18 protein-coding genes and 1 pseudogene are annotated in these 24,178 nt (G+C 71.4%); 10 read left to right on the forward strand and 9 right to left on the reverse strand.

The genetic code is table 11. The features are described from left to right. Positions 1–199: 199 nt before the first annotated feature. From ACZ3IJ_RS06055 to ACZ3IJ_RS06065, 3 genes are all read right to left on the reverse strand, one after another. Positions 200–1,621 carry an MFS transporter gene (locus ACZ3IJ_RS06055; protein WP_467466483.1) on the reverse strand — a complete coding sequence of 474 codons (1,422 nt, stop codon included), beginning with the start codon at positions 1,619–1,621 and terminating at the stop codon, positions 200–202. Between the two features lie 115 nt (positions 1,622–1,736). Continuing rightward, entirely contained in the window at positions 1,737–3,149 is a 1,413-nt protein-coding gene (locus tag ACZ3IJ_RS06060) for a 4-hydroxyphenylacetate 3-hydroxylase family protein (RefSeq protein ID WP_467466485.1), read from the reverse strand. A gap of 296 nt (positions 3,150–3,445) precedes the next feature. Continuing rightward, positions 3,446–4,426: an AraC family transcriptional regulator gene (locus ACZ3IJ_RS06065; RefSeq protein WP_391798358.1), complete on the reverse strand. Its 981-nt coding sequence runs from the start codon at positions 4,424–4,426 to the stop codon at positions 3,446–3,448. Between the two features lie 116 nt (positions 4,427–4,542). On the opposite strand from ACZ3IJ_RS06065, the gene ACZ3IJ_RS06070 reads away from it, so the two are divergent. The 5 genes from ACZ3IJ_RS06070 (at position 4,543) to glgB (ending at position 13,613) form a co-directional block, all read left to right on the forward strand. After that, a complete protein-coding gene (locus ACZ3IJ_RS06070; protein ID WP_467466486.1) occupies positions 4,543–5,487 on the forward strand; it encodes an SDR family oxidoreductase in 945 nt (314 codons plus the stop codon). Positions 5,488–5,926: 439 nt separating this feature from the next. Further along, complete coding sequence (locus ACZ3IJ_RS06075) at positions 5,927–7,912, forward strand: alpha-1,4-glucan--maltose-1-phosphate maltosyltransferase (RefSeq protein ID WP_467466487.1); 1,986 nt, start codon at positions 5,927–5,929, stop codon at positions 7,910–7,912. After that, on the forward strand, positions 7,909–9,618 hold the full coding sequence (gene treS, locus ACZ3IJ_RS06080) for a maltose alpha-D-glucosyltransferase (RefSeq protein ID WP_467466488.1): 1,710 nt from the start codon (positions 7,909–7,911) through the stop codon (positions 9,616–9,618). Before ACZ3IJ_RS06075 ends, treS begins: the two co-directional genes overlap by 4 nt. Positions 9,619–9,859: 241 nt before the next feature. Then, positions 9,860–11,209 carry a maltokinase N-terminal cap-like domain-containing protein gene (locus ACZ3IJ_RS06085; protein WP_467466489.1) on the forward strand — a complete coding sequence of 450 codons (1,350 nt, stop codon included), beginning with the start codon at positions 9,860–9,862 and terminating at the stop codon, positions 11,207–11,209. A 136-nt stretch (positions 11,210–11,345) separates the two neighbouring features. Next, the gene (gene glgB / locus ACZ3IJ_RS06090) at positions 11,346–13,613 is read left to right on the forward strand and encodes a 1,4-alpha-glucan branching enzyme (RefSeq protein ID WP_467466490.1); all 2,268 of its coding nucleotides are present in this window, start codon (positions 11,346–11,348) and stop codon (positions 13,611–13,613) included. Here glgB and ACZ3IJ_RS06095 read toward each other — a convergent pair. Next, on the reverse strand, positions 13,600–15,831 hold the full coding sequence (locus ACZ3IJ_RS06095) for a HelD family protein (protein ID WP_467466491.1): 2,232 nt from the start codon (positions 15,829–15,831) through the stop codon (positions 13,600–13,602). The two genes, glgB and ACZ3IJ_RS06095, sit on opposite strands and share 14 nt — an antisense overlap. Before the next feature lie 142 nt (positions 15,832–15,973). Here ACZ3IJ_RS06095 and ACZ3IJ_RS06100 point away from each other — a divergent pair, with 142 nt between their 5' ends. Together ACZ3IJ_RS06100 and thrS are read left to right on the forward strand one after the other, a co-directional pair. After that, a complete protein-coding gene (locus ACZ3IJ_RS06100; protein ID WP_467466492.1) occupies positions 15,974–17,005 on the forward strand; it encodes a DUF6817 domain-containing protein in 1,032 nt (343 codons plus the stop codon). A gap of 191 nt (positions 17,006–17,196) precedes the next feature. Beyond that, positions 17,197–18,459 (forward strand): threonine--tRNA ligase, encoded by a 1,263-nt coding sequence (gene thrS / locus ACZ3IJ_RS06105; protein WP_467466493.1) that lies wholly within the window; start codon positions 17,197–17,199, stop codon positions 18,457–18,459. A 34-nt stretch (positions 18,460–18,493) separates the two neighbouring features. Here the strand turns inward: thrS and ACZ3IJ_RS06110 are convergent, their stop codons facing one another. From ACZ3IJ_RS06110 to ACZ3IJ_RS06125, 4 genes are all read right to left on the reverse strand, one after another. Then, a complete protein-coding gene (locus ACZ3IJ_RS06110; RefSeq protein ID WP_467466494.1) occupies positions 18,494–19,600 on the reverse strand; it encodes a zeta toxin family protein in 1,107 nt (368 codons plus the stop codon). Positions 19,601–19,639: 39 nt separating this feature from the next. After that, positions 19,640–19,885 (reverse strand): hypothetical protein, encoded by a 246-nt coding sequence (locus ACZ3IJ_RS06115; protein ID WP_467466495.1) that lies wholly within the window; start codon positions 19,883–19,885, stop codon positions 19,640–19,642. Between the two features lie 67 nt (positions 19,886–19,952). Continuing rightward, positions 19,953–20,291 carry a thioredoxin gene (gene trxA, locus ACZ3IJ_RS06120; protein ID WP_467466496.1) on the reverse strand — a complete coding sequence of 113 codons (339 nt, stop codon included), beginning with the start codon at positions 20,289–20,291 and terminating at the stop codon, positions 19,953–19,955. Positions 20,292–20,294: 3 nt separating this feature from the next. After that, positions 20,295–20,687 (reverse strand): MerR family transcriptional regulator, encoded by a 393-nt coding sequence (locus ACZ3IJ_RS06125; RefSeq protein WP_467466497.1) that lies wholly within the window; start codon positions 20,685–20,687, stop codon positions 20,295–20,297. A gap of 109 nt (positions 20,688–20,796) precedes the next feature. Between ACZ3IJ_RS06125 and ACZ3IJ_RS06130 the strand changes: the two genes are divergently transcribed. Beyond that, the gene (locus tag ACZ3IJ_RS06130) at positions 20,797–21,627 is read left to right on the forward strand and encodes a DsbA family protein (RefSeq protein ID WP_467466498.1); all 831 of its coding nucleotides are present in this window, start codon (positions 20,797–20,799) and stop codon (positions 21,625–21,627) included. Between the two features lie 109 nt (positions 21,628–21,736). On the opposite strand, the pseudogene ACZ3IJ_RS06135 reads toward ACZ3IJ_RS06130, so the two are convergent. Then, a pseudogene (locus ACZ3IJ_RS06135) lies at positions 21,737–22,259 on the reverse strand (Lrp/AsnC family transcriptional regulator). A 44-nt stretch (positions 22,260–22,303) separates the two neighbouring features. Here ACZ3IJ_RS06135 and ACZ3IJ_RS06140 point away from each other — a divergent pair. Continuing rightward, on the forward strand, positions 22,304–23,197 hold the full coding sequence (locus ACZ3IJ_RS06140) for an NAD-dependent epimerase/dehydratase family protein (RefSeq protein ID WP_467466500.1): 894 nt from the start codon (positions 22,304–22,306) through the stop codon (positions 23,195–23,197). Continuing rightward, positions 23,197–24,117: an aldo/keto reductase gene (locus ACZ3IJ_RS06145; RefSeq protein ID WP_467466501.1), complete on the forward strand. Its 921-nt coding sequence runs from the start codon at positions 23,197–23,199 to the stop codon at positions 24,115–24,117. The genes ACZ3IJ_RS06140 and ACZ3IJ_RS06145 overlap by 1 nt, the downstream gene beginning before the upstream one ends. The last annotated feature ends 61 nt before the right edge of the window (positions 24,118–24,178 follow it).

Below are 24,178 nucleotides of genomic sequence, written 5' to 3' on the forward strand. Positions count from 1 at the left end.
CGCGCGTCGACGGTCGGTCGCGCTTCGGTCCCGCGTTCCTCGGGACCTGCGCGCGAACTCCCCTCTCGACACCCGCGACGCCCTTCGGCTCACTCGCCGGGTCTACGTGGTCACCGCGGTCACCGAAGTCATCGCGGCCATCGCGATCATCGCGGTCGCCGAGGTGATCGCGTCATCGCGTTCACCGAGGCCGTCGCGGTCATCGCGGTTCGGCCACGCGCCCCTGACGTGGCGGCGCCGGGGTGGGCGTGGGCAGGCGCAAGCGTAAGGAGGTCACGGCGGCGACGGCGGCAAAGGCCCCGCCGACGAGCAGAGCGGCCCTGAATCCATCGGTCCGCGCGGCCGCGTTGGCCGATTCGCCATGGGTGGCGGCGACGGCCACGAGGACGGCGAGACCGAGCACCGAACCGAACTGCTGGGCGGTGTTGACGAGTCCGGAGGCGAGACCGGTCTCCGCGGGGGCGGCGTCGGCGGTGGCGGCCACGTTGGTGGCGACCATGACCAGCGGCAGGGCGGCGCCGAGCAGCAGGCTCGGCGCGAGGACGGTGGTGAGGAACGTGCCGTCGGGCCGGAGCGCGAGGGCGAGCCAGACGGTGCCGGCGCACAGCAGCGTGAAGCCGAGCGTCATGGTCCGCGTCAGGCCGAGGCGGAATATGAGCCGGCCGGTCTGCGGGGCGACCGCGACGACGACGAGGGAGAGCGGCAGGAGTCCGAGCCCGCCGCCGAGTGGGGCGTACCCGACGACGCTCTGCAGATAGAGGCTGACCAGGAAGAACATCGGGAACAGCGTCATCTGGGCGAGGGCGCTGAGCAGGTTGGCGAGCCGAAGCGCGGGGCGGGCGAGGACGGCGGGCGGGACGAGGGGCCGGGCGGTACGGGTCTCGACGACGGCGAACACGGCGAGCAGGACGAGGCCGGCGCCGCCCGCTCCGAGGGTCGGCGCGGAGAGCCATCCGTGCGCGGCGGACCCGACGAGCGCGTACGCGACGAGGGCGAGCCCGGCGGTGACGCTGAGCGCGCCGGCGAGGTCGAAGCCGGGCGCCTGGGCGGACTTGGGGGTTCCGCGCAGGACGGCGGACCCCCACAGGGCCAGGACGGCGGCGGCGAGGACGTTGAGCCAGAAGGTGGAGCGCCAGCTCAGGAGGTCGGTGAGCACCCCGCCGAGTACGGTGCCGAGGACGCCGCCCAGACCACCCATCGCGGCGAACGCGCCGAGCGCCTTGTGCCGGGCGGGCCCGTCGGGGAAGAGGACGAGCAGCAGGGCGAACGCCGCGGCCGCGGCGAACGCGGCTCCGACGCCCTGCGCGGCCCGGGCGGCGACCAGGACACCCGCGCTCGGCGCGAGCCCGCCGAGCGCGGAGGCGGCGGCGAGCAGCACGAGTCCGGCCCGGAACACACGCCGGTGTCCGAGCAGGTCGGCGGCGCGCCCGCCGAGCAGCAACAGCCCGCCGAAGGCGATGAGATACGCGTTGGCCACCCAGGACAGGCCGGCGGAGCCCGCCCCGAGGTCCTCCCCGACGGAGGGCAGGGCGACGTTGACGATCGCGGTGTCGAGGATCAGCAGGAGCTGGGTGGCGGCGAGCAGCGGGAGGGCGCCACGGGGGACGCGGCCGGCCGTCACGGGGAGGCCTCCGCGCGGAGAGCGCACGTGGCCGCCGGCCGTCGCCCCCAACCGGGATCCGGCTCGCTCACCCCGCGCCGGCCCCAGCCGGGATCCCCTTCCCTCCGGGGCGCGCTCACTTCGTCGTACCCAGGTCGTAGCCGTCCAGGCAGGTCTGGGCCAGGCTCTCGCAGGCGTCCGCGGCCCCGGCCCACGTCTGCATGGTGAGGTAGACGTGCGGGGCGCCCTGGTAGAAGCGCTCGTACTGCTCGTGGCGGCCGGCGAACTCCGAACCGAGGGCGTCCCAGGCGAGCTTGAGGAGCTTGAGCCGGCTCTCGGCGGGGTCGCCGGGGGTACGGACGTAACGCTGGACGAGCGGCCCGAGCTCGGGGTGGAGCAGATCTCGTCCACTGGCCGGGGTCTGGATGATCGCCCCGCCGGCGAGCAGCTTGATGTCCGCCACGGCACGCGGGTACAGCTCGCCGGCCATGATGCGCTGGGCGAAGGAGATCTCCTGCCCGGGCCGTACACCGCCCCGCCCGCCGTCGACGGGCTCGTGGGACGCCTCGGCGCCGAGGACGAACGCCTTGGCCTGGGCGACCATCCCGAGGAGCCGCCCGATGGCCTGGGTGACCTGCGGAATGCTCTCCGTGCCGTTGGACCGGGCGAGCAGGATCGCGAGTCCGGTGAGGAACTCCAGCTTGGTCCAGAACCGGGTGGCGGACTGGTGGACGAAGTTCACGTACGCCGGGGTCTCCCACCACATGGCGGCGGTCGCGGCGACGTCGCGGTAGGTCAGCACGCGGTCCCAGGGGACGAAGACGTCGTCGCAGACCAGCAGCGCGTCGTTCTCGTCGTAACGGGAGGAGAGGGGCTGGTCGAAGACGGACCGGGCGTTGCCCTCGTACGAGGTCCGCGAGACGAGCTTGAGCCCAGGCGTGTCGACCCGTACGGCGAAGGTGACGGCCCGATCGACCTCCCCTTCCGGAAGCGGCTCGATCGTGCCCACGAGTATCTCGTCGGCGAAGACGGCCCCGGTGCCGATGGTCTTGGCCCCGCGCACGACGATCCCGCCGTCGCGCTCCTCGACGACCCGGACGCCCTCGCAGGCGGGGTCGGTGATGGTGAAGGCGCAGTGCAGCCCGCCCTCGGCGAGCCGACGGTGATAGGCGAGCGCGTTCTCACTCCCCGCGAAGTCCCCCCTGTCGAACACCCCGGGAGCGGCGGCGAACCCGGCGGCGCCCGAGGCCATGTAGTCCGGCGTACGCCCCAGGAACCCGTAACTCGCCTCGGCCCACACCTTGTACGCCCGGCGCCGCGCGACGAGGTCCTCGTACGACCGCGGCACGGCGTACGCCCGGTGCACGCCGCCGGACACGAGATCGGGCGCGTGCGGGGAGTCCCGGGCGAGGTCGAAGAGCCCGGCGAAGGAACCCGCGGTGGCCCGGAAGGCGGGGTGCGCGGTGACGTCCTTGACCCGCTCCCCGTCGAGCCAGACCTCACGCCCGTCGCGCAGCGCCTCCAGATACTCCTGCCCGGACCTCGTCACGGTGATATCGCCTCTCCTCGTGTGTCACGCCATGTACCGGAGTCGAGCCTTCCCGTCACGGGACACACGAGGCAATGAACGACCGTCCACCGGTCCTTAAGAACCGGCCAGTCGCGTGGGGATGATGGGGCTTTTGTGACGATCGGGCACCTCAAGGGTTCGACTGTCGCTCTAAGACGACGCCGAAGGCCTCCCCAGCAGCGTGTGCTTGCGCGTCTCCTCGCGGGGCGGTTTTCCGGATCGTCGAGAACCCCCGCGGCCCGGTACCCGTCGGTGCTGCCGCGTGCGGACGCGGATCACGCCGCGCTGCACACCCCCGCCCGGTACTCACCGGGGGTCATGCCGAACCACTTGCGGAACGCCAGGTGGAAGCCGACCGCGCTCTGGTAGCCGACCCTCGACGGGACCGCCGACTGGGGGAGGGTGGTTTCGGAGAGGAGGCGGGCCGCCTCCTGCATGCGGCGGGAGGTGAGGTGGCGGGCCGGGGATTCGCCCACCAGGGCGCGGAAGGCCGCCGTGAACGCCGAGCGGGACATGCCGACCTCGCGGGCCAGGGAGTCGATCGTCCAGGGCTGGGCGAATCGGGTCGCGATCATCACCATCGCCTGGCTGATGCCCGGGTGGCGCAGCAGGGGCAGCGACGTCGGGTTGTCGGCCAGGTCCCGCAGCAGGGGGCGCAGTGCGAGGACCAGGGCCATCTCGAAGGCGCGCAGGGTGATGAGACGGTCGCCCGGGCCCACGGGGCGGTCCGGGGAGGCGAGCAGGCGGAGGGTGTCGCGGAGCAGCGGCTCGCGGTCGACCTGGGCGCCGTCCAGGACCAGGGCCCAGGGCAGCGAGGTGTAGAGCGTGCTCGCCGCGCTGGCGTCGTAGTGGAGTCCGGCGCACAGCAGCCGGCTCACCGCTCCGGTGCCGTCGATGCGGATCTCCCCCGACGTGCCGGGCCGCCGCTCGGGCAGTACGGCCTTGAGCGGGACGCCCTGGCGGTCCGGGCGGTCGGAGAGCCGGTGGGCGGTGCCGGTCGGGAAGACGATCAGGTCGCCGGCGCTGAGCTCCAGCGGGGCCTGGCCGTCGCCCGTGATCCAGCAGCCGCCCTCCACGATGTAGTGGAGCACGGCACAGCTCTGCTCCGCGTCGCCCTCGATGGCCCAGGGAGCGCGGACATGCCACCGGCTGTCGAAGACGCCGGTCAGGCGGAGCGGTTTGAGCAGCTCGCTCAGGAGGTCCTCGGCCTCGTCATCCTCACGCCGGTCGTCACGGTCGGTTGCCACGGTGTCCATGGACGATCCTTCAACTTCCGCCCCGGTTTGTTAATTGAACGGTGTGAGCCGCCGCCGCCAGCCTGAGAAAGACGTCATGGCAGCAGCCATACCTTATCGAAGGGCCTCAACGACACATGTCCAGTCAGATTCCGATGCGGGTCGCGGTCGTCGGAGCGACCGGTTTCCAGGGCGGCGCGATCGCGCGTCTGCTGGTCGAGCGCCACCACCGGGTCCGGACGCTCACCCGGCGCCCCGCGGGGGACCGCCCCCCGCTGCCCGGCGCCTTCTTCGTCGCGGGCGACCTGGCGCGCCCCGCCGACGCGCGGCGGCTCTTCGAGGGGACCACGCACGCCGTGGTGACGATGCCGCTCGTGTACGACGTGGAGCGGATACGCCGCTACGCGCGGAACGTGGCGCACGCCGCGCTGGCCGCCGGGACCGTGCGCCTGGTCTTCAACGCCAACACCCGTCTCCCGCAAGGACCGAACGCGGTCGCCGCGTTCGAGACGCGGCGGGTCGCCGAGGAGGAGCTGCGGTCCAGCGGCGTCCCGCTGGTCGTCGTACGGCCGCCGGTGTACCTGGACAACCTGTTCTCGCCCTGGAACGGGCCGGCGCTGGTGAACGAGGGAATTCTGGCCTATCCGCTGCCCGCCTCCACGCCGACGGCCTGGCTGTCGCACCGGGACCTCGCGGAGGCGGTGCACGCGGCACTGACCGTCGAGGGTCTCGAGGGCCGGACCTTCGACATCGGCGGGGCCGGGTCGCTGACGGGCGACGAACTGGCGGCCGCGTTCAGCCGGGGGCTCGGGCGTACGGTCCGGTATCTGCAGCTCCCTCCGGAGGTCTTCGAGCGCGGGCTGGGCCAGCTGCTCGGTCCGGAGACGGCGGCCGGGGTCGCCGGGATCTACCACTACATGGCGACGGGGGCCGACCCGCTGCTCCTCGCCGCCGACGACGGGGTATCGGCAGAGGCGCTCCGGGTACGGCCCGCGCCGGTGGAGGAGTGGGTGACGCGTCAGCCGTGGCAGATGTGGTCCGGCGACGACGCGGAGGAGCAGTCCCCGTCCCCGCAGGGCTGACGCCGCGGCATACCCGGCGGCATGCGTGCCCGACGGGCGTGAGGCCGCCGCCCACGCGCCCCCGGCCCGCTCCCGCCCCGCCCCCATCCGTCCCCGGCCCGCCTCCACCCGCCGCGCAGATTCGGCCATTCGGCCCCGTCCCACAAGGACGGGGCCGGATTGTTGTGGGCACCGTGTCCTTGCACGCGCCACTACGCCCGAGTAGGTAACAAAGCGCCGGATTGCCCACCCCGAGTGGGTGGAAGGCTCCCCCGGTACACCCCCGAACACCCCCGAACACCCCGGCACACACCCGTACGTACATCCCGTAGACCCGCCATCCGAGTGAACGCGGACAGGAGCGGCCATGCCCGCAACCCGCAAGCCGTCGACGGAGCTACAAAGAGCGCACCACCACCCGCACCCCCGTACCCCCTCAGGTGATGCTGTGAATCCGCTCATGGGACGCATTCCCGTTCTGGACGTCCGCCCGCTGGTCGACTGCGGCCGCCGGCCCGCGAAGGCGGTGGCCGGCGAGACCTTCGAGGTGTCGGCCACCGTCTTCCGCGAGGGCCACGACGCCGTCGCCGCCAATGTCGTGCTGCGCGGCCCGTCCGGCCGGCCCGGGCCCTGGATCCCGATGCGCGAACTCGCCCCCGGCACCGACCGGTGGGGCGCCGAGGTCACGCCGGACACCGAGGGCCGGTGGACCTACACGGTCGAGGCGTGGAGCGACCCGCTGGCGACCTGGCGGCACGCCGCGAAGATCAAGATCCCGGCCGGCATCGACTCCGAGCTGGTGCTCGCCGAGGGCGCCGAGCTGCACGAGCGCGCCGCGAAGGGCGTTCCGAAGAAGGGCGGCGGCCGTGAGGCGGTGCTGGCCGCGGCGGACGCCATGCGGGACGAGTCCCGCTCTGCCGCGGCGCGGCTCGCGGCGGCGCTCGCCCCGCGGGTGACCGAGACGCTGGACCGGCATCCGCTGCGCGAACTGGTCAGCTCCTCCCCCGCGTTGCCGCTCCAGGTGGAGCGGGAGCGGGCGCTGTACGGCTCCTGGTACGAGTTCTTCCCGCGCTCGGAGGGCGTGAAGAAGGTCCGGGGCCGTACGAAGCCGGGCACGTTCCGTACCGCGGCCGAGCGTCTTCCGGCCATCGCGGCGATGGGTTTCGACGTCGTCTATCTCCCGCCCATCCACCCCATCGGCACCACTCACCGCAAGGGCCCCAACAACGCGCTCTCCGCGAGCCCGAACGACGTCGGCGTGCCGTGGGCGATCGGCTCCCCCGAGGGCGGCCACGACGCGGTCCACCCGGACCTGGGCACCCTCGAGGACTTCGACGCCTTCGTCGCCCGCGCCCGCGAGCTGCGCCTGGAGATCGCGCTCGACTTCGCGCTCCAGTGCTCGCCGGACCACCCGTGGGTGGAGAAGCACCCGGAGTGGTTCCACCACCGCCCGGACGGCTCGATCGCGTACGCCGAGAACCCGCCGAAGAAGTACCAGGACATCTATCCGGTGGCGTTCGACCGGGACATGGACGGGATCGTCGCCGAGACCGTCCGGGTGCTGCGGCACTGGATGGACCACGGTGTACGGATCTTCCGCGTAGACAACCCGCACACCAAGCCCGTCGTGTTCTGGGAGCGGGTGATCGGCGAGATCAACGGTGCCGATCCGGACGTGATCTTCCTGGCGGAGGCCTTCACCCGGCCCGCCATGATGCACACCCTCGGCGCGATCGGCTTCCAGCAGTCGTACACGTACTTCACCTGGCGCAACACCAAGGCCGAGCTCACGGAGTACCTGACGGAGCTGTCCGGGGACGCGGCGGCGCACATGCGGCCGAACCTCTTCGTGAACACCCCCGACATCCTGCACGCGTACCTCCAGACGGGCGGCCGGCCGGCCTTCGAGGTACGGGCGGTGCTCGCGGCCACCCTCTCGCCGACCTGGGGCATGTACGCGGGGTACGAGCTGTGCGAGGGCACCGCGCTGCGGGAGGGCAGCGAGGAGTACCTGGACTCGGAGAAGTACCAACTCCGCCCCCGCGACTGGGAGTCGGCCGAGCGCACCGGCGCCTCGATCGCGCCTCTGATCACCACGCTCAACCGGGTCAGGCGGCGCCATCCGGCTCTGCGCCGACTGCGGAACCTGCACTTCCATGCCACGGACAACGACGCGGTGATCGCGTACAGCAAGCGATCGGGTTCGAACACCGTTCTGGTGGTCGCCAACCTCGATCCTCACCACACCCAGGAGGCCACGGTCTCGTTGGACATGCCGGAGCTCGGCCTCGACTGGCACGAGACCGTACCGGTGCGCGACGAGCTCACCGGAGAGACCTATCACTGGGGCAGGGCCAACTATGTGCGCCTCGAGCCGGGCGTCACGCCCGCGCACGTCTTCGCCCTGCGACCGTCCCCGTCGACCGGAGGGTCACCCACACCATGACAGTCAACGAACCCGTCCCTGACACCTTCGAGGACACGCCTGCCAAGGACCGTGACCCGGACTGGTTCAAGCGGGCCGTCTTCTACGAAGTGCTCGTGCGGTCCTTCCAGGACAGCAACGGGGACGGCGTAGGCGACCTCAAGGGCATCACGTCCAGGCTGGACTACCTGCAGTGGCTGGGCGTCGACTGCCTCTGGCTGCCGCCGTTCTTCAAGTCCCCCCTGCGGGACGGCGGATACGACGTCGCGGACTACACGTCCGTGCTGCCGGAGTTCGGCGATCTCGCCGACTTCGTGGAGTTCGTGGACGCGGCGCACCAGCGCGGCATGCGCGTGATCATCGACTTCGTCATGAACCACACGAGTGACGCGCACCCGTGGTTCCAGGAGTCGCGCGCCAACCCCGACGGCCCGTACGGGGACTACTACGTCTGGGCGGACGACGACAAGCAGTTCCAGGACGCGCGGATCATCTTCGTCGACACGGAGACGTCGAACTGGACCTTCGACCCGGTGCGCAAGCAGTACTACTGGCACCGGTTCTTCTCGCACCAGCCGGATCTCAACTACGAGAACCCGGCGGTGCAGGAGGAGATCCTCTCGGCGCTGAAGTTCTGGCTGGACCTCGGCATCGACGGCTTCCGGCTGGACGCCGTGCCCTACCTGTACCAGCAGGAGGGGACCAACTGCGAGAACCTGCCGGCCACCCACGGCTTCCTGAAGCGGGTCCGCAAGGAGATCGACGACCACTACCCGGACACGGTGCTGCTCGCCGAGGCGAACCAGTGGCCGGAGGACGTGGTCGACTACTTCGGGGACTTCTCCTCGGGCGGCGACGAGTGCCACATGGCGTTCCACTTCCCGGTGATGCCGCGGATCTTCATGGCGGTACGGCGGGAGTCACGCACCCCGGTCTCCGAGATCCTGGCCAAGACCCCGGCGATCCCGGACGGCTGCCAGTGGGGCATCTTCCTGCGCAACCACGACGAGCTGACGCTCGAGATGGTCACGGACGAAGAGCGCGACTACATGTACGCGGAGTACGCCAAGGATCCCCGGATGCGGGCGAACATCGGCATCCGGAGGCGGCTCGCCCCGCTGCTCGACAACGACCGCAAGCAGATGGAGCTGTTCACCGCGCTGCTCTTCTCGCTGCCCGGTTCGCCGGTGCTGTACTACGGCGACGAGATCGGGATGGGCGACAACATCTGGCTCGGCGACCGGGACGGGGTACGGACCCCGATGCAGTGGACGCCCGACCGGAACGCGGGCTTCTCGTCCTGCGATCCGGGCCGGCTGACGCTTCCGGCCATCATGGACCCGGTCCACGGCTATCAGGTCACCAACGTGGAATCGGGGATGGCCTCGCCGTCGTCGCTGCTCCACTGGACGAAGCGGATGATCGAGATCCGTAAGCAGAACCGGGCCTTCGGGCTCGGCTCGTACACGGAGCTGCCGTCGTCGAATCCGGCGGTGCTCGCCTTCCTCCGGGAGTCCGGCGACGATCTCGTGCTCTGCGTGAACAACTTCTCGCGCTTCGCGCAGCCGACGGAGCTCGACCTGCGGCAGTTCGACGGGATGAGCCCCGTGGAGCTGATCGGGCAGGTGCGGTTCCCGGCGATCGGACAGTGGCCGTACCTGCTGACGCTGGCGGGCCACGGCTTCTACTGGTTCCGGCTGAAGAAGGCCCGTTCGGCCAAGAGCTGACCGAAAATCGCCCAACTGCCCGGGGTGGGGCGGGTTTCCCCCGCGTCACCCTGGGCACTGTGTCCCACACACGGTCGATTCAGGTCCATACGGGCCTTCTTGTCGGGCCCATATGGATCTTCCCCTCCCGACACGTCCCGCACTTCCGGACAGTCGATGCTGCCATCCGGGACACTCTGCGCATTTGAACTCGATTCACGCGAACTCGATTCTGCGCCCCCCGGGGAAAGGACGCGATGCCATGCCGGAGACCGCATCCACCACCCGGGCCCCGGCCGCCCTCCTCCCGTCACTCGCTCCCCTGCTCCATGAATGGCTGCCCCGGCAGCGCTGGTTCTCGGGCAAGGGCCGCCGGGTCACCGGATTCACGCTGGAAGCGGCCACCGAGCTGCTGCCGCTGGACGGCACGGGACCCGGGCTGCTGCACCTGCTCGTACGGGTCGAACAGCCGGCACGCCCGGCCGGGACGCCCGCCGACTGCTACCAACTGCTCCTGGGCGTACGGACCCAGCTGCCGCCGCGCCTCGCCCCCGCCCTGATCGGGCGGATCCGGCAGGGGCCGTTGGCCGGCCGGGCGGTCTACGAAGGGCTGCGGGACCCGCGGCTCGCCGGGCTGCTCTACGAGCGGCTGCGCACACCGGGCCGTATCGGCCCTCTGACGTTCCACGGCTCGGCGCCGCTGCCCGCGTCGCTCGCACCGAGGGTCCTGGACGCCGAGCAGTCCAACTCCTCGCTCGTGTACGGCGATGCGTACATCCTGAAGATCTTCCGACGGGTCAGCCCCGGGGTGAACCCGGACCTGGAGCTGCCACTCGCGCTGGCCCGGGCCGGCTGCGCGCGGGTGCCGGCACCGGTGGCCTGGTTCGAGTCGGGCGCGAACACGCTCGGCGTCCTCCAGCCCTATCTGCGGGACTCGCGCGACGGGTGGCGGCTCGCCCTCGACGCGCTGGCGGACGGGCGGGAGTTCACCGACGAGGCGCGGGCGCTCGGCCGGGCGACGGCCGAGGTGCACCTCGCGCTGGCGACGGCGCTGCCGACCGAGCGGCTGCGGCGGACGCAGGCGGAGCAGCTGGCCGGGGAGATGGACCAGCGGCTGCACGCGGCGGCGCAGGCGGTGCCGGCGCTGCTGCCGTACGTGCCCGGGCTCCGGGCGGTCTTCGCGGCCGCCGGGGACACGGTGGGCGCGGGGCGGCTGCAGCGGGTGCACGGCGATCTGCACCTGGGGCAGACGCTGCGGGCGACGGACGGCGGCTGGGCGGTGATCGACTTCGAGGGAGAGCCCGCGAAGCCGCTCGCCGAGCGGTGCCGTCCGCAGCCGGCGGTCCGCGACGTCGCGGGGATGCTCCGCTCCTTCGACTACGCGGCGCGCACGCACCGCCCGTGGAAGCCCGACTGGGCGGCGCGCTGCCGGGCGGCGTACTGCGCGGGGTACGCGGAGGCCTCGGGCACGGACCCGCGCACGGACCCGGCTCTGCTGCGCGCGTACGAGACGGACAAGGCGGTCTACGAGGTCCTCTACGAGGCCCGTCACCGCCCGGACTGGCTCCCGGTCCCCATGGCCGCGATCGAACGCCTCGCGGGAGCGGAGTGAACCCGGACCCCCGCCGCGGGCGTGCGCAGCCCGTTCGGCGGAGTGTCCTGTGCGGGACCCGCGCCGTTGCGGTTGCGTGGGAACCGCCGCATCTTCCTCGGCCCATCCTTCCGACACCTTCGCAGGAGGCATCCCCGTGACCGCCCGATCCGCTCGTAAGACGGCAGCGCCCCCGGCCAAGACGCCCGCACCCCGGGCCGCCCAGGAGGTAAAGAAGGCGCCGCCGCTCGATCCCGGGGACCGGGCGAGGCTGCTCGCCGGCGAGCACCACGACCCGCACGCCCTCCTCGGCGCGCACCCCGTCCGCGGTGGCGTCGCGATCCGGGTGCTGCGCCCGTACGCCCGTGAGGTCGCGGTCCTCGCCAAGGGCAAGCGCGTCGTCCTGCACGACGACGGCGACGGCCTCTTCTCGGGGCTCCTGCCGCTGCTGCGCAAGATCCCCCCGTACGAGCTCCGGGTCCGCTACGACGGCGACGAGCTGCCCGTGGAGGACCCGTACCGCTTCCTGCCCGCGCTCGGCGACCTCGACCTCCATCTGATCGGGGAGGGCCGGCACGAGGAGCTGTGGAAGGCGCTCGGAGCGCGGCCCATGGTCCACCAGGGCGTCACCGGCACCCGGTTCACGGTCTGGGCCCCGAACGCCCGCGGCGTCCGTGTCACCGGCGACTTCACCCACTGGGACGGCACCGCGCTGCCGATGCGCTCGCTGGGCGCGACCGGTGTCTGGGAGCTGTTCGTGCCCGGGATCGGCGAGGGCGCGGTGTACAAGTTCGACATCACCCGGCCCGACGGCTCCCACACGCTGCGCGCCGATCCGATGGCCCGGCACACCGAGTGCCCCCCGAACACCGCCTCGATCGTCACCGACTCGTACCACGAGTGGAGCGACGCGCAGTGGATGGCGGGCCGCGGCGCGCGCCCGCACCACGAGGCGCCGTTCTCCGTCTACGAGCTCCACCTGCCGTCCTGGCGGCCGGGTCTGACGTACCGGCAGCTCGCCGAGCAGCTGCCGGCCTACGTCCGCGACCTCGGCTTCACGCACGTGGAGTTCATGGCCGTCGCCGAGCACCCCTTCAGCGGCTCCTGGGGCTACCAGGTCACCGGTTTCTACGCGCCGACGGCCCGTATGGGCACGCCCGACGACTTCAAGTACCTCGTCGACGCGCTGCACCGGGCCGGGATCGGCGTCCTGATGGACTGGGTGCCCGCGCACTTCCCGCGCGACGACTGGGCGCTCGCGGAGTTCGACGGCCGGCCGCTGTACGAGCACGAGGACCCGCGCCGCTCCGCGCACCCGGACTGGGGGACGCTGGAGTTCGACTACGGCCGCAAGGAGGTGCGGAACTTCCTGGTCGCCAACGCGGTCTACTGGTGCGAGGAATTCCACCTCGACGGTCTGCGCGTGGACGCGGTCGCCTCGATGCTCTACCTCGACTACTCGCGTGAGAACGGCGAGTGGCTGCCGAACGAGTTCGGCGGGCGGGAGAACCTGGACGCGGTCGCGTTCCTCCAGGAGATGAACGCGACGGTCTACCGCCGCTGCCCCGGTGTCATCACCTTCGCCGAGGAGTCGACGGCCTGGGACGGCGTGACGAGGGCGACCGACCAGGTCGGTCCCGGCGGCTTCGGCGGTCTCGGCTTCGGCATGAAGTGGAACATGGGCTGGATGCACGACTCCCTGGGCTACGTCTCCAAGGAGCCGGTGCACCGCAAGTACCACCACAACGAGATGACGTTCTCGATGGTGTACGCGTACAGCGAGAACTACATCCTGCCGATCTCCCACGACGAGGTCGTGCACGGCAAGCAGTCCCTCGTGTCGAAGATGCCCGGCGACTGGTGGCAGCAGCGTGCCAACCACCGCGCGTACCTGGGCTTCATGTGGGCCCACCCGGGCAAGCAACTGCTCTTCATGGGGCAGGAGTTCGCCCAAGGCGCGGAGTGGTCGGCCGAACACGGGCCGGACTGGTGGCTGCTCGACCCGTCGTACGGCGCGGAGGCGGACCACCGGGGCGTACGGGACCTCGTGCGGGACCTGAACACGGTGTACGGCGACACCCCGGCGCTGTGGGAGCGGGACACCGCCCCCGCGGGCTTCCAGTGGGTGGTCGGCGACGCGGCCGAGGACAACGTCTTCGCCTTCCTCCGCTACGACGCCAGCGGCTCGCCGCTGCTCGCGGTCTGCAACTTCTCCCCCGTGGTACGGCACGACTTCCGGCTCGGGGTCCCGGACACGTGCGCCGCATGGGTGGAGGTCCTGAACACGGACGAGACGCGCTACGGCGGCGGTGGCGTGGTGAGCACCGACCCGGTGAAGACCGAGTCGACGCCCTCCCACGGCCGTTCGGCGAGCGTGCGGATGACGCTGCCGCCGCTGGCGACGGTCTGGCTCAGGCCCGCCTGACGATCCCCAGCCGCTGGGTGGCCCGGGTCAGCGCCACGTACAGGTCGTTGATGCCGTGCGTGGCGCCGGCCCGGATGCCGTCCGGGTCGACGACGAGGACCGTGTCGAACTCCAGGCCCTTGGCCTGACGGGGGTCGAGCAGGACCACGGGGCGGGTCAGGTCGGGCGCCGCCCCGTGCGAGGCCTCCGGCAGGGCCGCGATCAGCTCCGGGTGGAGCTCCGGCGGGGCGATCACCGCGAGGCGGCCCTCTTCGCGGGTCTCGGCGGCGACGGCGTCGGCCGTCTCCTTCACCGGGTCCTCGACGGTCCGCTCCCAAGGCTCGACGCCGGTGGTGCGCACCGAGCGGGGCGGCTCGAAGTCCGGGTCGGCCTCGCGCCTGACGTCGGCGGCGACGGCCATGATCTCGGCGGGGGTGCGGTAGTTGACGCCGAGCCGTACGAGCTCCCAGCGGTCGTCCACGTACGGCGCGAGGATCCGCTCCCACGCCCCGACGCCCGCCGCGTCGCCGGTCTGCGCCGGGTCGCCGACGAGGGTCATCGAGCGGTTGGGGCTGCGGCGCATCAGCAGCCGCCAGGCCATCGCGGAGAGCTCCTGCGCCTCGTCGACGATGATGTGGCCGAAGGCCCAGGTGCGGTCGGCGGCGGCGCGTTCGGCGGCGCTGCGGTGGTCGGCCTCCTCGTGGCGCTCGGCGAACCGCTCGGCGTCGATGATGTCGTGCGCGGCGAGGACCTCGGCGGCGTCCTTGTCCTGCTCCTCCTTGTCCTCGAACTCGTAGGTGCGGGAGGCGTAGCTGACGTCGAGCACGCCCTGCGCGTACCGGATCTGCTTCTCCCGCTCGGCCTCGGCGGCCGCGCGGGCGGCGGAGTCGTCCACGCCGAGGAGTTCGGCGGCCTCGTCGAGCAGGGGTACGTCGGCGGGGGTCCAGGGCCCTTCCTCGCGCCGGATCGCAGCCGCGTCCTCCTCGGTGAGGTGGGTGGGCTCGGCGAGGTAGTCGGCGAGGAAGGACTCGGGGGTGAGGTGTGGCCACAGGGTGTCGAGGGCCGCGTGGACCTCGGCGCTCGCGGCGATGCCCTTGGCGAGCAGGGCGATGTCGTCGGGGCCGAGGAAGTTGGGGCCGCCGTAGGGGTCGGCGCCGATCCGGTCGGCGAGCTGTTCGGCGAGGGCGTCGAGGATGTTGAAGACGAAGTAGGGGCGGGCGAGGTTGTGCGGCAGGGCGGTCTCGCGGGCCTTGTGACGGGCTTCCAGGGCCATGTCCCAGTCGATGACGAGGTCGCCGTCGTCGTGCGGGACGACGAGCGGCTCGCCGCGGTCGGGGACCTGCTGCCGGTCTCGTACCGCGTGGGCGAGGGCCTCGGCCATCGTGGCGGCGCCCTTGACGGCGGCGGCGCGCGGGGCGTCCGTACCGGTGGCGCGGACGCCGGGGAAGAGCTCGGCGGGGGTGGCGAGCAGGACGCCGGTCTCGCCGAGGGAGGGCAGGACGTTGCCGATGTAGCCGAGAAAGGCGGGGTTGGGCCCGACGATGAGGACGGCGCGCTTGGCGAGCTGCTCGCGGTGCGCGTAGAGGAGGTACGCGGCACGGTGCAGGGCCACGGCGGTCTTGCCGGTGCCGGGGCCGCCCTCGACGACGAGGACGCCGCGGTGCGGGGAGCGGATGATGCGGTCCTGCTCGGCCTGGATGGTCTGCACGATGTCGTGCATGCGTCCGGTGCGGGCCGCGTCGAGCGAGGCGAGCAGCACCTCGTCGGCGTCCCGGTTCTCGTGCCCGGTCCGGGTCCGGTCGGCGAGGTCGAGGACCTCGTCGTGGAGGGCGGTCACCTCGCGGCCCCGGGTGGTGATGTGCCGGCGGCGGCTGAGGCCCATCGGCTCGTACCCGGTGGCGAGGTAGAACGGCCGGGCGACGTCGGCGCGCCAGTCGACGACGAGGGGGGTGCGGTTCGGGTCGTCCTTCCGGACGCCGATGCGGCCGATGTGGTGGTCGCGCCCGTCCTGGAAGACGAGCCGCCCGAAGCAGAGGCCGCTCTCCCCCGCGTTGAGGGCGCCGAGCACGCCGGACTGTTCGGCGACCAGCACGTCACGTTCGAGGCGTCCCTGGTTGCCGACCCAGGGCGTCTTCAGGGCCTGCCCGACGGCCGCCTCGGCCTGGTCCCTCAGGTGGTCGAGTCGTGCGTAGAGCTCTGTGATGAATTGCTGCTCTTTCCGAAATTCCTCGGTTGACAATTCGACTCCCGGCGCGATACAGTGCGTTTATTGAACTTCTCCGTGTCTTCTGTTGTGCCTTGTTGTGCGTAGACACGGAATCCATGAATATACGCGAGTTCCGACCCCGACTGCAATTCTAGTCGGGGTATTTTCATGTCTCATGGGGAGAGACACGGGTAAGGACGCGGCACGCGATCTGCTGATCGCGCGGGGAGCGGACACGCTGCGGCATCCGGGGGGCACGCTGCTCGGTCATCTGGACCGGGTCGAGGCCCGACTGGCCTCCTGGGGCGCGCGGGACGCCCTTCGGCTCGCCGGACTGTGCCACGCCTTCTACGGCACGGACGGCTTTCCCGAGCACCTGCTGCCGCTGGAGAAGCGCGAGGTCCTGGCGTCGGCGATCGGGGCGGAGGCCGAGGAGCTCGTGTACTTCTACGCGAGCTGCGACCGGGAATTCTCGTACGCGCGCCTCGGGAGCGAGGACGGTACCTTCCGGGACCGGTTCACCGGCGGGACCTTCCTTCCGACGGCGCGGCAGCGGGCCGATTTCGCGGAGCTGACGGCCGCGAACGAGGTCGACGTGCTGCGGGAGAACCGGGAGCTCTTCTCGCGGCACGGCGGAGCGCTGCTGAGGCTTTTCACACGGTGGCGGTCGCTGCTGAGCGAGTCGGCGTTCGCGGCTGCCCGGGAGCTGCTGACGCTGACGGGACCGGAGCGGGAGGCGTTCCTGAGGGGCCTGGAGCGGGGCGAGGTCCGCACGGGTGTGGTCTCGCGGATCGAACGGTACGGCGCCTTCGTCGAGCTGGGCGGCCTGGACGGCATGATCAATGTGGCCGAGCTGTCCTGGCGGCACGTCGACGCCGTCTCGGACGTGGTGCGGGAAGGCCAGGAGGTGACCGTCGAGGTCCTGGACATCGACATGGAGCGGGAAAGGATCGCGCTCTCGCTCAAGGCCCTGGAGCCCGATCCGCTGACCGCCTTCGCCCGCGGAGGGTTCGCCGGGGCCAGGGCCGGGAGGGTCACCGAGGTCGTGCCCTTCGGGGTCTTCGTCAGGGTGGCACCGGACGTCGAGGGGCTGCTCCACGAGGACGACCTCGGCGCACTCACCCCGCGCGCGGGGGACGAGGTGTCCGTCGAGGTCACCTCGGTGAACCTCGTGACGCGCCGCGTGGGGCTCAGGCTCCCCGCATAACCCGGTGCGCGCCGGGGGCGGACCCGCTACGGTCGACCGTATGAAGCGTGCCGCGGTCATCACGACGACGCCGGAGAGTGTCCCGGCGCGCTGACCACTGTCCACGTCACGAAGCCCCGGGGCCGAGCGCCCCGGGGCTTCGTCGTTCCTCCGGCCGCTCGCCCCCGGGCGGCCACCCCCAGGAGGGCGACATGCACCACGACCACCGCAGGCTCGGACGCGAGCTGGACCTGTTCGACACCGACCCGCTGATCGGGGCCGGCCTGCCGTACTGGCTGCCCGACGGAGCTGCCGTACGGCACGCGTTGGAGGAGTACGTACGGGAGGTCGAGCGGCGCGCCGGATACCGGCACGTGTACTCGCCCGTCCTCGGGAAGCGGGAGCTCTACGAGATCTCAGGGCACTGGGCGCACTACAGCGACGACATGTTCCCGCCCATGGAGCTCGGCGGAGAGCAGGTCGTCATGCGCCCCAGCCTCTGCCCCCACCACGCGGTGATCTACCGCTCCCGCCCCCACAGTCATCGCGACCTGCCCCTGCGCATGGCCGAACTCGGGCCCATGTACCGCTCCGAACTCTCCGGCGTCCTCGGCGGGTTGACCCGGGTCCGGGCCATCCAGCTCAACGACGCGCACATCTTCTGCGCCCTGGACCAGGTCCGGGAGGAGGCCGCGGGCGCGCTGGAGCTGATCCGGAGGGCGTACGAGGCGATGGGCATCGTCCCCGCGCGCTACCGGCTCTCGCTGCCCGGGCCGGGCGGGAAGTACGTCGACGCCCCCGAGCTGTGGCAGCGCTCCGTGGCCCTGCTCCGGGAGGTGCTCGACGACTCGGGGCTGCCGTACGAGTCCGCCGAGGGCGAGGCCGCGTTCTACGGTCCGAAGATCGATGTGCAGGTCGCCGACCGGGCCGGCCGTGAGTCCACCCTGTCGACCGTGCAGATCGACTTCCACCAGCCGGAGCGGTTCGACCTGCGCTACATCGGCGCGGACGGCGCGCGGCACCGGCCGGTCATGATCCACCGCAGTGTCGTCGGCAGTGTGGAGCGTGCCGTCGCCCACCTCCTCGAACAGCACGGCGGCGCGTTCCCCGGCTGGCTGGCCCCCGTCCAGCTGGTCGTCCTGCCGGTCTCGGAGTCCGAGCGGTCCGTCGCCGAGGCGCTCGCCGCACGGTGTGTGGAGCGCGGTCTGAGGGCGGAGGTGGCGGGCCCCGACCGCGGCAGCCTGGGCGCCCGCGTCCGGGAGGCCCGCCTCGTGCCGTACCAGGCGGTGGTCGGCGCGAGGGAGGCGGCGGACGGTCTGGTGGCCCTGCGGCTGCGCGACGGCCGCCGACTCGCCCCCCTGCCGGCCGACGAGGCCCTGCGCCGGATCGAACACCTCATCGGCGCGCACAGCACCGCACTGTGGGAGGAGGAGCCTCTGGTCGGGTCGGGGTCGGGGCCTGAGTCCCGGTCGTGATCCGGGTCCAGGCCCCGACCCCGGTCCTGCGCCGTCAGCGGTCGACGCCCGTGCCGCGCGCCGGTCCCGGCGTGGGCGGCGGGGGTGTCGTCGGGGTGACGGGACCCCGGGAGGCCGGGGGGCGCGTCGGGGTCACCGTCACGCCAGGCATGAACGCGGCGCCCCTGCCCACCCCTACCGTGGTGTCACCCTGCTGGAAGGCCTGCGCGGGGGGCCGGGTCGGGACGGGCGGGGCGGCCGCCGGGAGCGGAGGGGCAGCGGGCTTGGCGCGGAAGTCCCCCCGGTCGGTGGTGATGAGCCCGGTGGCCAGGCCCTGCTCCGCGAGGTGCTCGGCGTTCTCCCGGCCGACGGAGTAGCCCCGGCCCGTCTCGCTCGCCTCGTACAGGCTCCGGATGAACCCCTCGGGCGCCATCCGGCCGCCGTACCAGTCCTGCCCGGCGTCGAACCGTTCACGGCCGGTCATCCAGCGGTCGGCGTTCTGCTGCAGACACTGCTCCTCGGGGACCTCGACGGACAGCACGACACGCTTGTCGTAGCCCTCGTTCTGAAGGTCGTTGAGAAGGTTCGCGGTCCAGCCGAGGGCGCGCAGGGACTGGTCGTAGAGCAGGTTGTAACCCTCGCTACGGGCCCACTGCTCGATCATGTTCTGGACATGGCCCGACTCGCGGTGGACCAGAGAGGCCTTCTCCGACGGGGACAACGCGCGGCCGTCGTGCAGTCGGTCGCGGGAGGCGGGAAGCTCCGGCGCGCCACCGTGCTCGAAGAGCTTCACCTTGAACTCGTCCGGATCGAGGACGACGTAGTCGTCGAGGTCCACACCGTGCAGGCGGCGCAGTTCCTCACCGAGCGCGGTGTCCTGCGACTCCCACAGCGCCATGTTCTTCTGCGCCCTGCCCTTGCCGGAGCCGGGTGCCCCGCCCGTGAAGAGCACGGCGTGGCCGTCGCGGGGCTTGCCCTTGCACTGTTCCTTGAACTGCTCGAGAAGCTCGACGTGCAGACCCTTGCGCTGGAGAGTCCAGATTCCAGCTTCCATATGCCGGTTCTGGGTGTCGAAGTCCCCTCCCATCGCCAGGTCCCCGCCGGTACTCATCCGCCGCTGGAGCTCTCGGTAGACCGGCTCGTACTCCCCCGTCACTGACACGCGCGCTTCCTTCCTCTGCCCGGCACGGACGATCTCAGGTCAGAACCCACGTCGCTTGAGGGCAGAACGGATGACCTCGATGTCCTCGTCCCGCAGCTTCCCGAGGCCCCATGCCTGGTTGACCACGGCCAGGGTGTTGTCCTGGTGCGTCGGGGCCGTGTGGGTGGGGTCGAACCACTCCTCCTCGAAGTCCCAGGCGGCGATGGCGGCCAGCGCCTCGTCGCGCGGGATCTCACCCGCCGCGTAGCGGTCGATGTACGCGCGCAGCGATGGCTTGTCGGTCATGCCTGTGGCTCTCTCTTCTCCCGTTGCGACGTCTGCCGTCGTCGTATCAGGCGATCCTGCCAGAGGACTACCGGGCCGCCGGGGTCAAGGCGTCCTCCAGCTCGTGGAGGAGGCGGCGCTTCGGGCGGGCGCCGACGAGGGACTTCACGGGTTCGCCGGCGCGGAACACCATGAGCGTGGGCGTGGCCAGGACGCCGAAGCGGACCGTCGTCTCCGGGTTGCGGTCCACGTCGATCCGGACGATCTTCAGCCGGCCGTGCTCCTCCTGCGCGATCGCGGCGAGCACCGGCTCGAGTTGGCGGCACGGGCCGCACCAGTCCGCGGTGAACTTCACCAGGACCGGGAGGTCCGCCTGGAGTACCTCGTGGTCGAACACCGCGTCCGTCACGTCGGTTACGTCGGTCATGGCTCATCCTCCGAGTTCGCAGGTGGGTTCGGGGCCGCCCGGCAGTTCCGCCTCGGCCCTCAGCAGTTGCGCGGCGACCTGCGCGCGTACCGCCTGGAGCTGCTCGACGAGGCCGTCCAGCTCCGCGAGCTTGCGGCGGTACACGTCGAGCGAGGCGGGGCAGGCGTCCCCCGCGGGGTGGCCCGCCCGCAGGCACTCGACGAACGGCCGGGTCTCCTCCAGTTCGAACCCGAAGTCCTGCAGGCCCCTGATCTGCCGGAGGAGACGCAGGTCGTCCTCGTCGTACGTGCGGTAGCCGTTCTCCGTGCGCCGGGCTGCCAGAAGGCCACGGGACTCGTAGTAGCGCAGAGTCCGCGTGGTCGTTCCGGCCCGCTCGGCCAGCTCGCCGATTCGCATGTCCCCGAACGTACGCCTTGACGCCGACGTCAAGGCAAAGGCCCTGTGGAGCGACTGTCCGAACGGACGCGTAGAGTCCGCCTGTTCACAGGGGAGGAACAGGAGTTCGATGGAGATCAGCAGAACGGTACGCGTGGCCATCACGGTAGGTCTCATAGGCGCCTTCGTGGGATGCACGCCGCTCGGCCACCGGGCCGGAGAAGCCGGGCCGGAGAACGGAGAAGAGCCCGGGGGTTCCCACCCGGCCGTACGGACCGGGACGGCCCGCTACGCGTCCGCCGAGCGGCTGCCGGAGGAGCGGGATCAGGACGGCACGACGATCGTGGTCGGGAATCCCGCGGCTCGTTCGACGGTGCGCGTGTACGAGGATCCGCGGTGCCCGGTCGTAGAGGAGTACGAGCGCACGGGCGCCGAAGGTCTCCAGAAGCTACTGCTCACGGGAGAGATCAGGGCCGAGTACACCTTCGCCTCCTTCAAGGACGAGCGTCTCGGAGGCGACGGATCGAAGCGCACGGTGAACGCACTGCGTGCCGCTCTGGAGAAACAGAAGTTCGTCGAGTACCACGCGGTGATCTTCGAGAACCAGGCCGCCGTGGAAAGCAGCGGCGGGTTCACCACCGAACGCCTTCTGGAGCTGGCCGACGAGGTTCCGGGGCTTCGCGATGAGACCTTCGACCTGGCGGTCAGGACGATGAAGTACCGCTCGTTCGTCACCGCCTCCCAGCAGGCCTACGAGAAGACCGGAGACGATCCCATCGGCCCGGGCACACCCACGGTCGTCGTCAACGGCAACAACATCGACGGCGGTCTGTACGGGGTCAATTTCGACGCGAACCTGTTCACGCTCCTGGTTGGGGACCTCCACAGGCGCCCCGGTGCGTGGGACGCGGTCTACAAGCCTCTGAAGGAGAAGGCGGAGGCCGAGGCCGCCCAGTCCTGACAGGAGGGAGCCGACACCCTCCGCGTCGTGCGCCGCGGCCGGCCGGGGGGGGCGGCCGGCGGGGGGAGCGGCCGGCGGGGGGAGCGGCCGGCGGGATGTCAGGACTCGTTCACGGCGCCGGCGGCAGGAGCGGTTTGCGTTCCACCGGGGACGACAGGACGATCGACGTGGTCGTCCGGCCGAGCGCCGAGGTCTGTTCCAGGACGTCCTCGAGGTGGAGGGTGTCGGTGACGGCGACCTTGAGGATCCAGCAGTCCTCGCCGACGACGGTGGTGGGCCTCCAGGACCTCCGGGCGGCCGGTCAGCTCCAGTGTTCTGGGGTGTCTGAGGGTGTAGCCGCCGTGCGGGTCGACGCGGATGAAGGCCCGGATGCCGTAGCCAAGGCGGGCCGGGGAGACATGGGCGCCGTAGCCCGTGATCGCTCCGCAGGCCTCCAGCCTGCGGACCCGCTCGGTGACGGCCGCGGGGCTCAGCCGGACGCGGCGGCCGAGTTCGCTGAGCTTGATCCGGCCGTCCTCCTGGAGGAGTTCCAGGATCTGCCGGTCGATGGGGTCGAAGGCCCCCGCCGAGGTTTCGTCGGCGACAGGGCGCGAATGCCGTGGTTCCTTCGGTGCGGCGGCCTGGACTCCCATGTTTCCCCCTTCAGTCAACGAGCGCTCAACGTAACACTTGTCGCATGAACGCATTGATCATCGGCGGCAACCGTTATTTCGGAAAGCGCCTGACGTCCCGTCTACTGGAATCCGGACATGGCGTGACGATTCTCAACCGGGGTTCTTCGGGTGTTCCGAAGGGCGTGGACCATCTGATCGCCGACCGGAACGACGAGGCCGCTCTGGAAAGCGCGTTGGGCGACCGGGAATTCGATGTCGTCGTCGACCAGGTCTGTTACACCCCGCGCCAGGCGGCGATCGCACGGCGGGTTCTCGGGCCGCGCACACGGCGCTATGTGATGACGTCGACGGTCGAGGTGTACGCGTACGAGAACGCGGCCGAACCCGTGCGGGAGGAGGCGGTCGACCCGCGCACCGTCGTCGTCGATCCCGATCTCCCCTGGGACGACCCGGAGTTCCTCGCCACGCACTACGGAGAGGGGAAGCGGCAGGCGGAGGCGGTCTTCGCGGCCGGGCCCGCATTCCCTTACGTGGCCGTAAGGGTCGCCCACGTGCTGGGTGGCGAGGACGACTTCACCGGCCGGGTCGGCCATTACGCGGATCGTATCCGGGCCGGCGAACCGATCTCCGTCCCCGCGGAGAATCATCCTGCCACCTACGTGTACGTGGAGGAGATCGCGGAATTCCTGGCCTGGGCGGCCGAGGCCTCGTTCACCGGGCCGGTCAACGCGCATTCCCACGGCCCGCTCACCACCGCCGACATCTGCGCCGAGATCGAGCGCCGGATCGGGGGCCGGACCGTTTTCCGGGAGGTCGAGGTCGGCGAGGTGTCGCCCTTCTCGTTCGCCCGCTCGTACGGAATGGACAACTCCAGGGCGACGGCGCTCGGTTTCTCCTTCCGCCGTTCCACGGAGTGGCTGGGGCAGGCTCTCTCCGAGACGCTGGGGGTGCGCTGATGCGGTACCGCGTGCTCGGTGACGTACGGGTCGGCGAGATCGGGCTCGGGGCCATGCCGCTCTCCATCGAGGGGCACCCCGACGAGGCCCGCGCCCTGGCCACGGTCCACGCGGCGCTGGACGCGGGCGTGACGCTGCTCGACACGGCGGACTCCTACCACCCGCCGGGTGGTGAGCCGGGCGCCGGCGAGCTGCTGCTGGCGCGGGCGCTGGCCGCGTACGGGGGTCGCGGCCGGACCGGGGACGTGCTGGTGGCGACGAAGGGCGGGCGCGGGCGGACCGCCGACGGCGGCTGGACGGTCGACGGGCGGACGGAGCATCTGCGGCGGGCGGCCGAGGCGTCGGCGCGGCGGCTCGGCGTCGAGGCGATCGGGCTGTACCAGCTCCACAAGCCGGACCCGGCCGTGCCGTACGCCGAATCGCTGGGCTCGATGAGGGAGTTGCTGGACGCGGGCACGATCCGGCTGGCCGGGATCTCGAACGTGGACGTCGAGGGGATCCGGCTCGCCCGGGAGATCCTGGGTGAGCGGCTCGTCTCCGTGCAGAACCGGTACTCACCGGCGGTCCGGTCCTCCGAGCCGGAGCTGCGGCTCTGCGCGGAACTCGGTCTCGCGTTCATGCCCTGGAGCCCGCTGGGCGGGATCTCGCGCAGCTCGCTGGACGGGACGTCCGCCCTGGAGGCGAACCCGGAGTCCTGGGCGTTCCACCGGGTGGCGCGGGAGCGCGGGGTAAGCCCGCAGCGGGTGGCGCTCGCCTGGCTGCTGGCCCGTTCGGAGACGGTGCTGCCGATCCCGGGGGCGAGCCGGCCGGAGACCGTGCGGGATTCGGCCGCGGCCTCCGAACTCGTGCTCACTACACGGGAGTTGGCCGAGCTGGACGTTCGGTGGTCGTTCGGTAGTCGAAGGCACCGAACCCATTGACGGGCTGGGTGTCTCCATCTACAAAAGCTTCCTGAGAGCGCTCTCACGCCCTCAACCCCCA

Source organism: Streptomyces sp. NPDC013317 (assembly GCF_055563155.1).

Excerpts from the sequence above, each read along its gene's own strand:
- trxA (WP_467466496.1), bottom strand. The coding sequence starts at position 20,291 with ATGACCGACGTAACCGACGTGACGGACGCGGTGTTCGACCACGAGGTA.
- ACZ3IJ_RS06075 (WP_467466487.1), top strand. The coding sequence starts at position 5,927 with ATGGGACGCATTCCCGTTCTGGACGTCCGCCCGCTGGTCGACTGCGGC.
- thrS (WP_467466493.1), top strand. The coding sequence starts at position 17,197 with ATGCACCACGACCACCGCAGGCTCGGACGCGAGCTGGACCTGTTCGAC.
- ACZ3IJ_RS06070 (WP_467466486.1), top strand. The coding sequence starts at position 4,543 with ATGTCCAGTCAGATTCCGATGCGGGTCGCGGTCGTCGGAGCGACCGGT.
- ACZ3IJ_RS06125 (WP_467466497.1), bottom strand. The coding sequence starts at position 20,687 with ATGCGAATCGGCGAGCTGGCCGAGCGGGCCGGAACGACCACGCGGACT.
- ACZ3IJ_RS06115 (WP_467466495.1), bottom strand. The coding sequence starts at position 19,885 with ATGACCGACAAGCCATCGCTGCGCGCGTACATCGACCGCTACGCGGCG.
- ACZ3IJ_RS06140 (WP_467466500.1), top strand. The coding sequence starts at position 22,304 with ATGAACGCATTGATCATCGGCGGCAACCGTTATTTCGGAAAGCGCCTG.
- ACZ3IJ_RS06145 (WP_467466501.1), top strand. The coding sequence starts at position 23,197 with ATGCGGTACCGCGTGCTCGGTGACGTACGGGTCGGCGAGATCGGGCTC.
- ACZ3IJ_RS06100 (WP_467466492.1), top strand. The coding sequence starts at position 15,974 with ATGGGGAGAGACACGGGTAAGGACGCGGCACGCGATCTGCTGATCGCG.
- treS (WP_467466488.1), top strand. The coding sequence starts at position 7,909 with ATGACAGTCAACGAACCCGTCCCTGACACCTTCGAGGACACGCCTGCC.
- ACZ3IJ_RS06130 (WP_467466498.1), top strand. The coding sequence starts at position 20,797 with ATGGAGATCAGCAGAACGGTACGCGTGGCCATCACGGTAGGTCTCATA.
- ACZ3IJ_RS06085 (WP_467466489.1), top strand. The coding sequence starts at position 9,860 with ATGCCGGAGACCGCATCCACCACCCGGGCCCCGGCCGCCCTCCTCCCG.
- ACZ3IJ_RS06065 (WP_391798358.1), bottom strand. The coding sequence starts at position 4,426 with ATGGACACCGTGGCAACCGACCGTGACGACCGGCGTGAGGATGACGAG.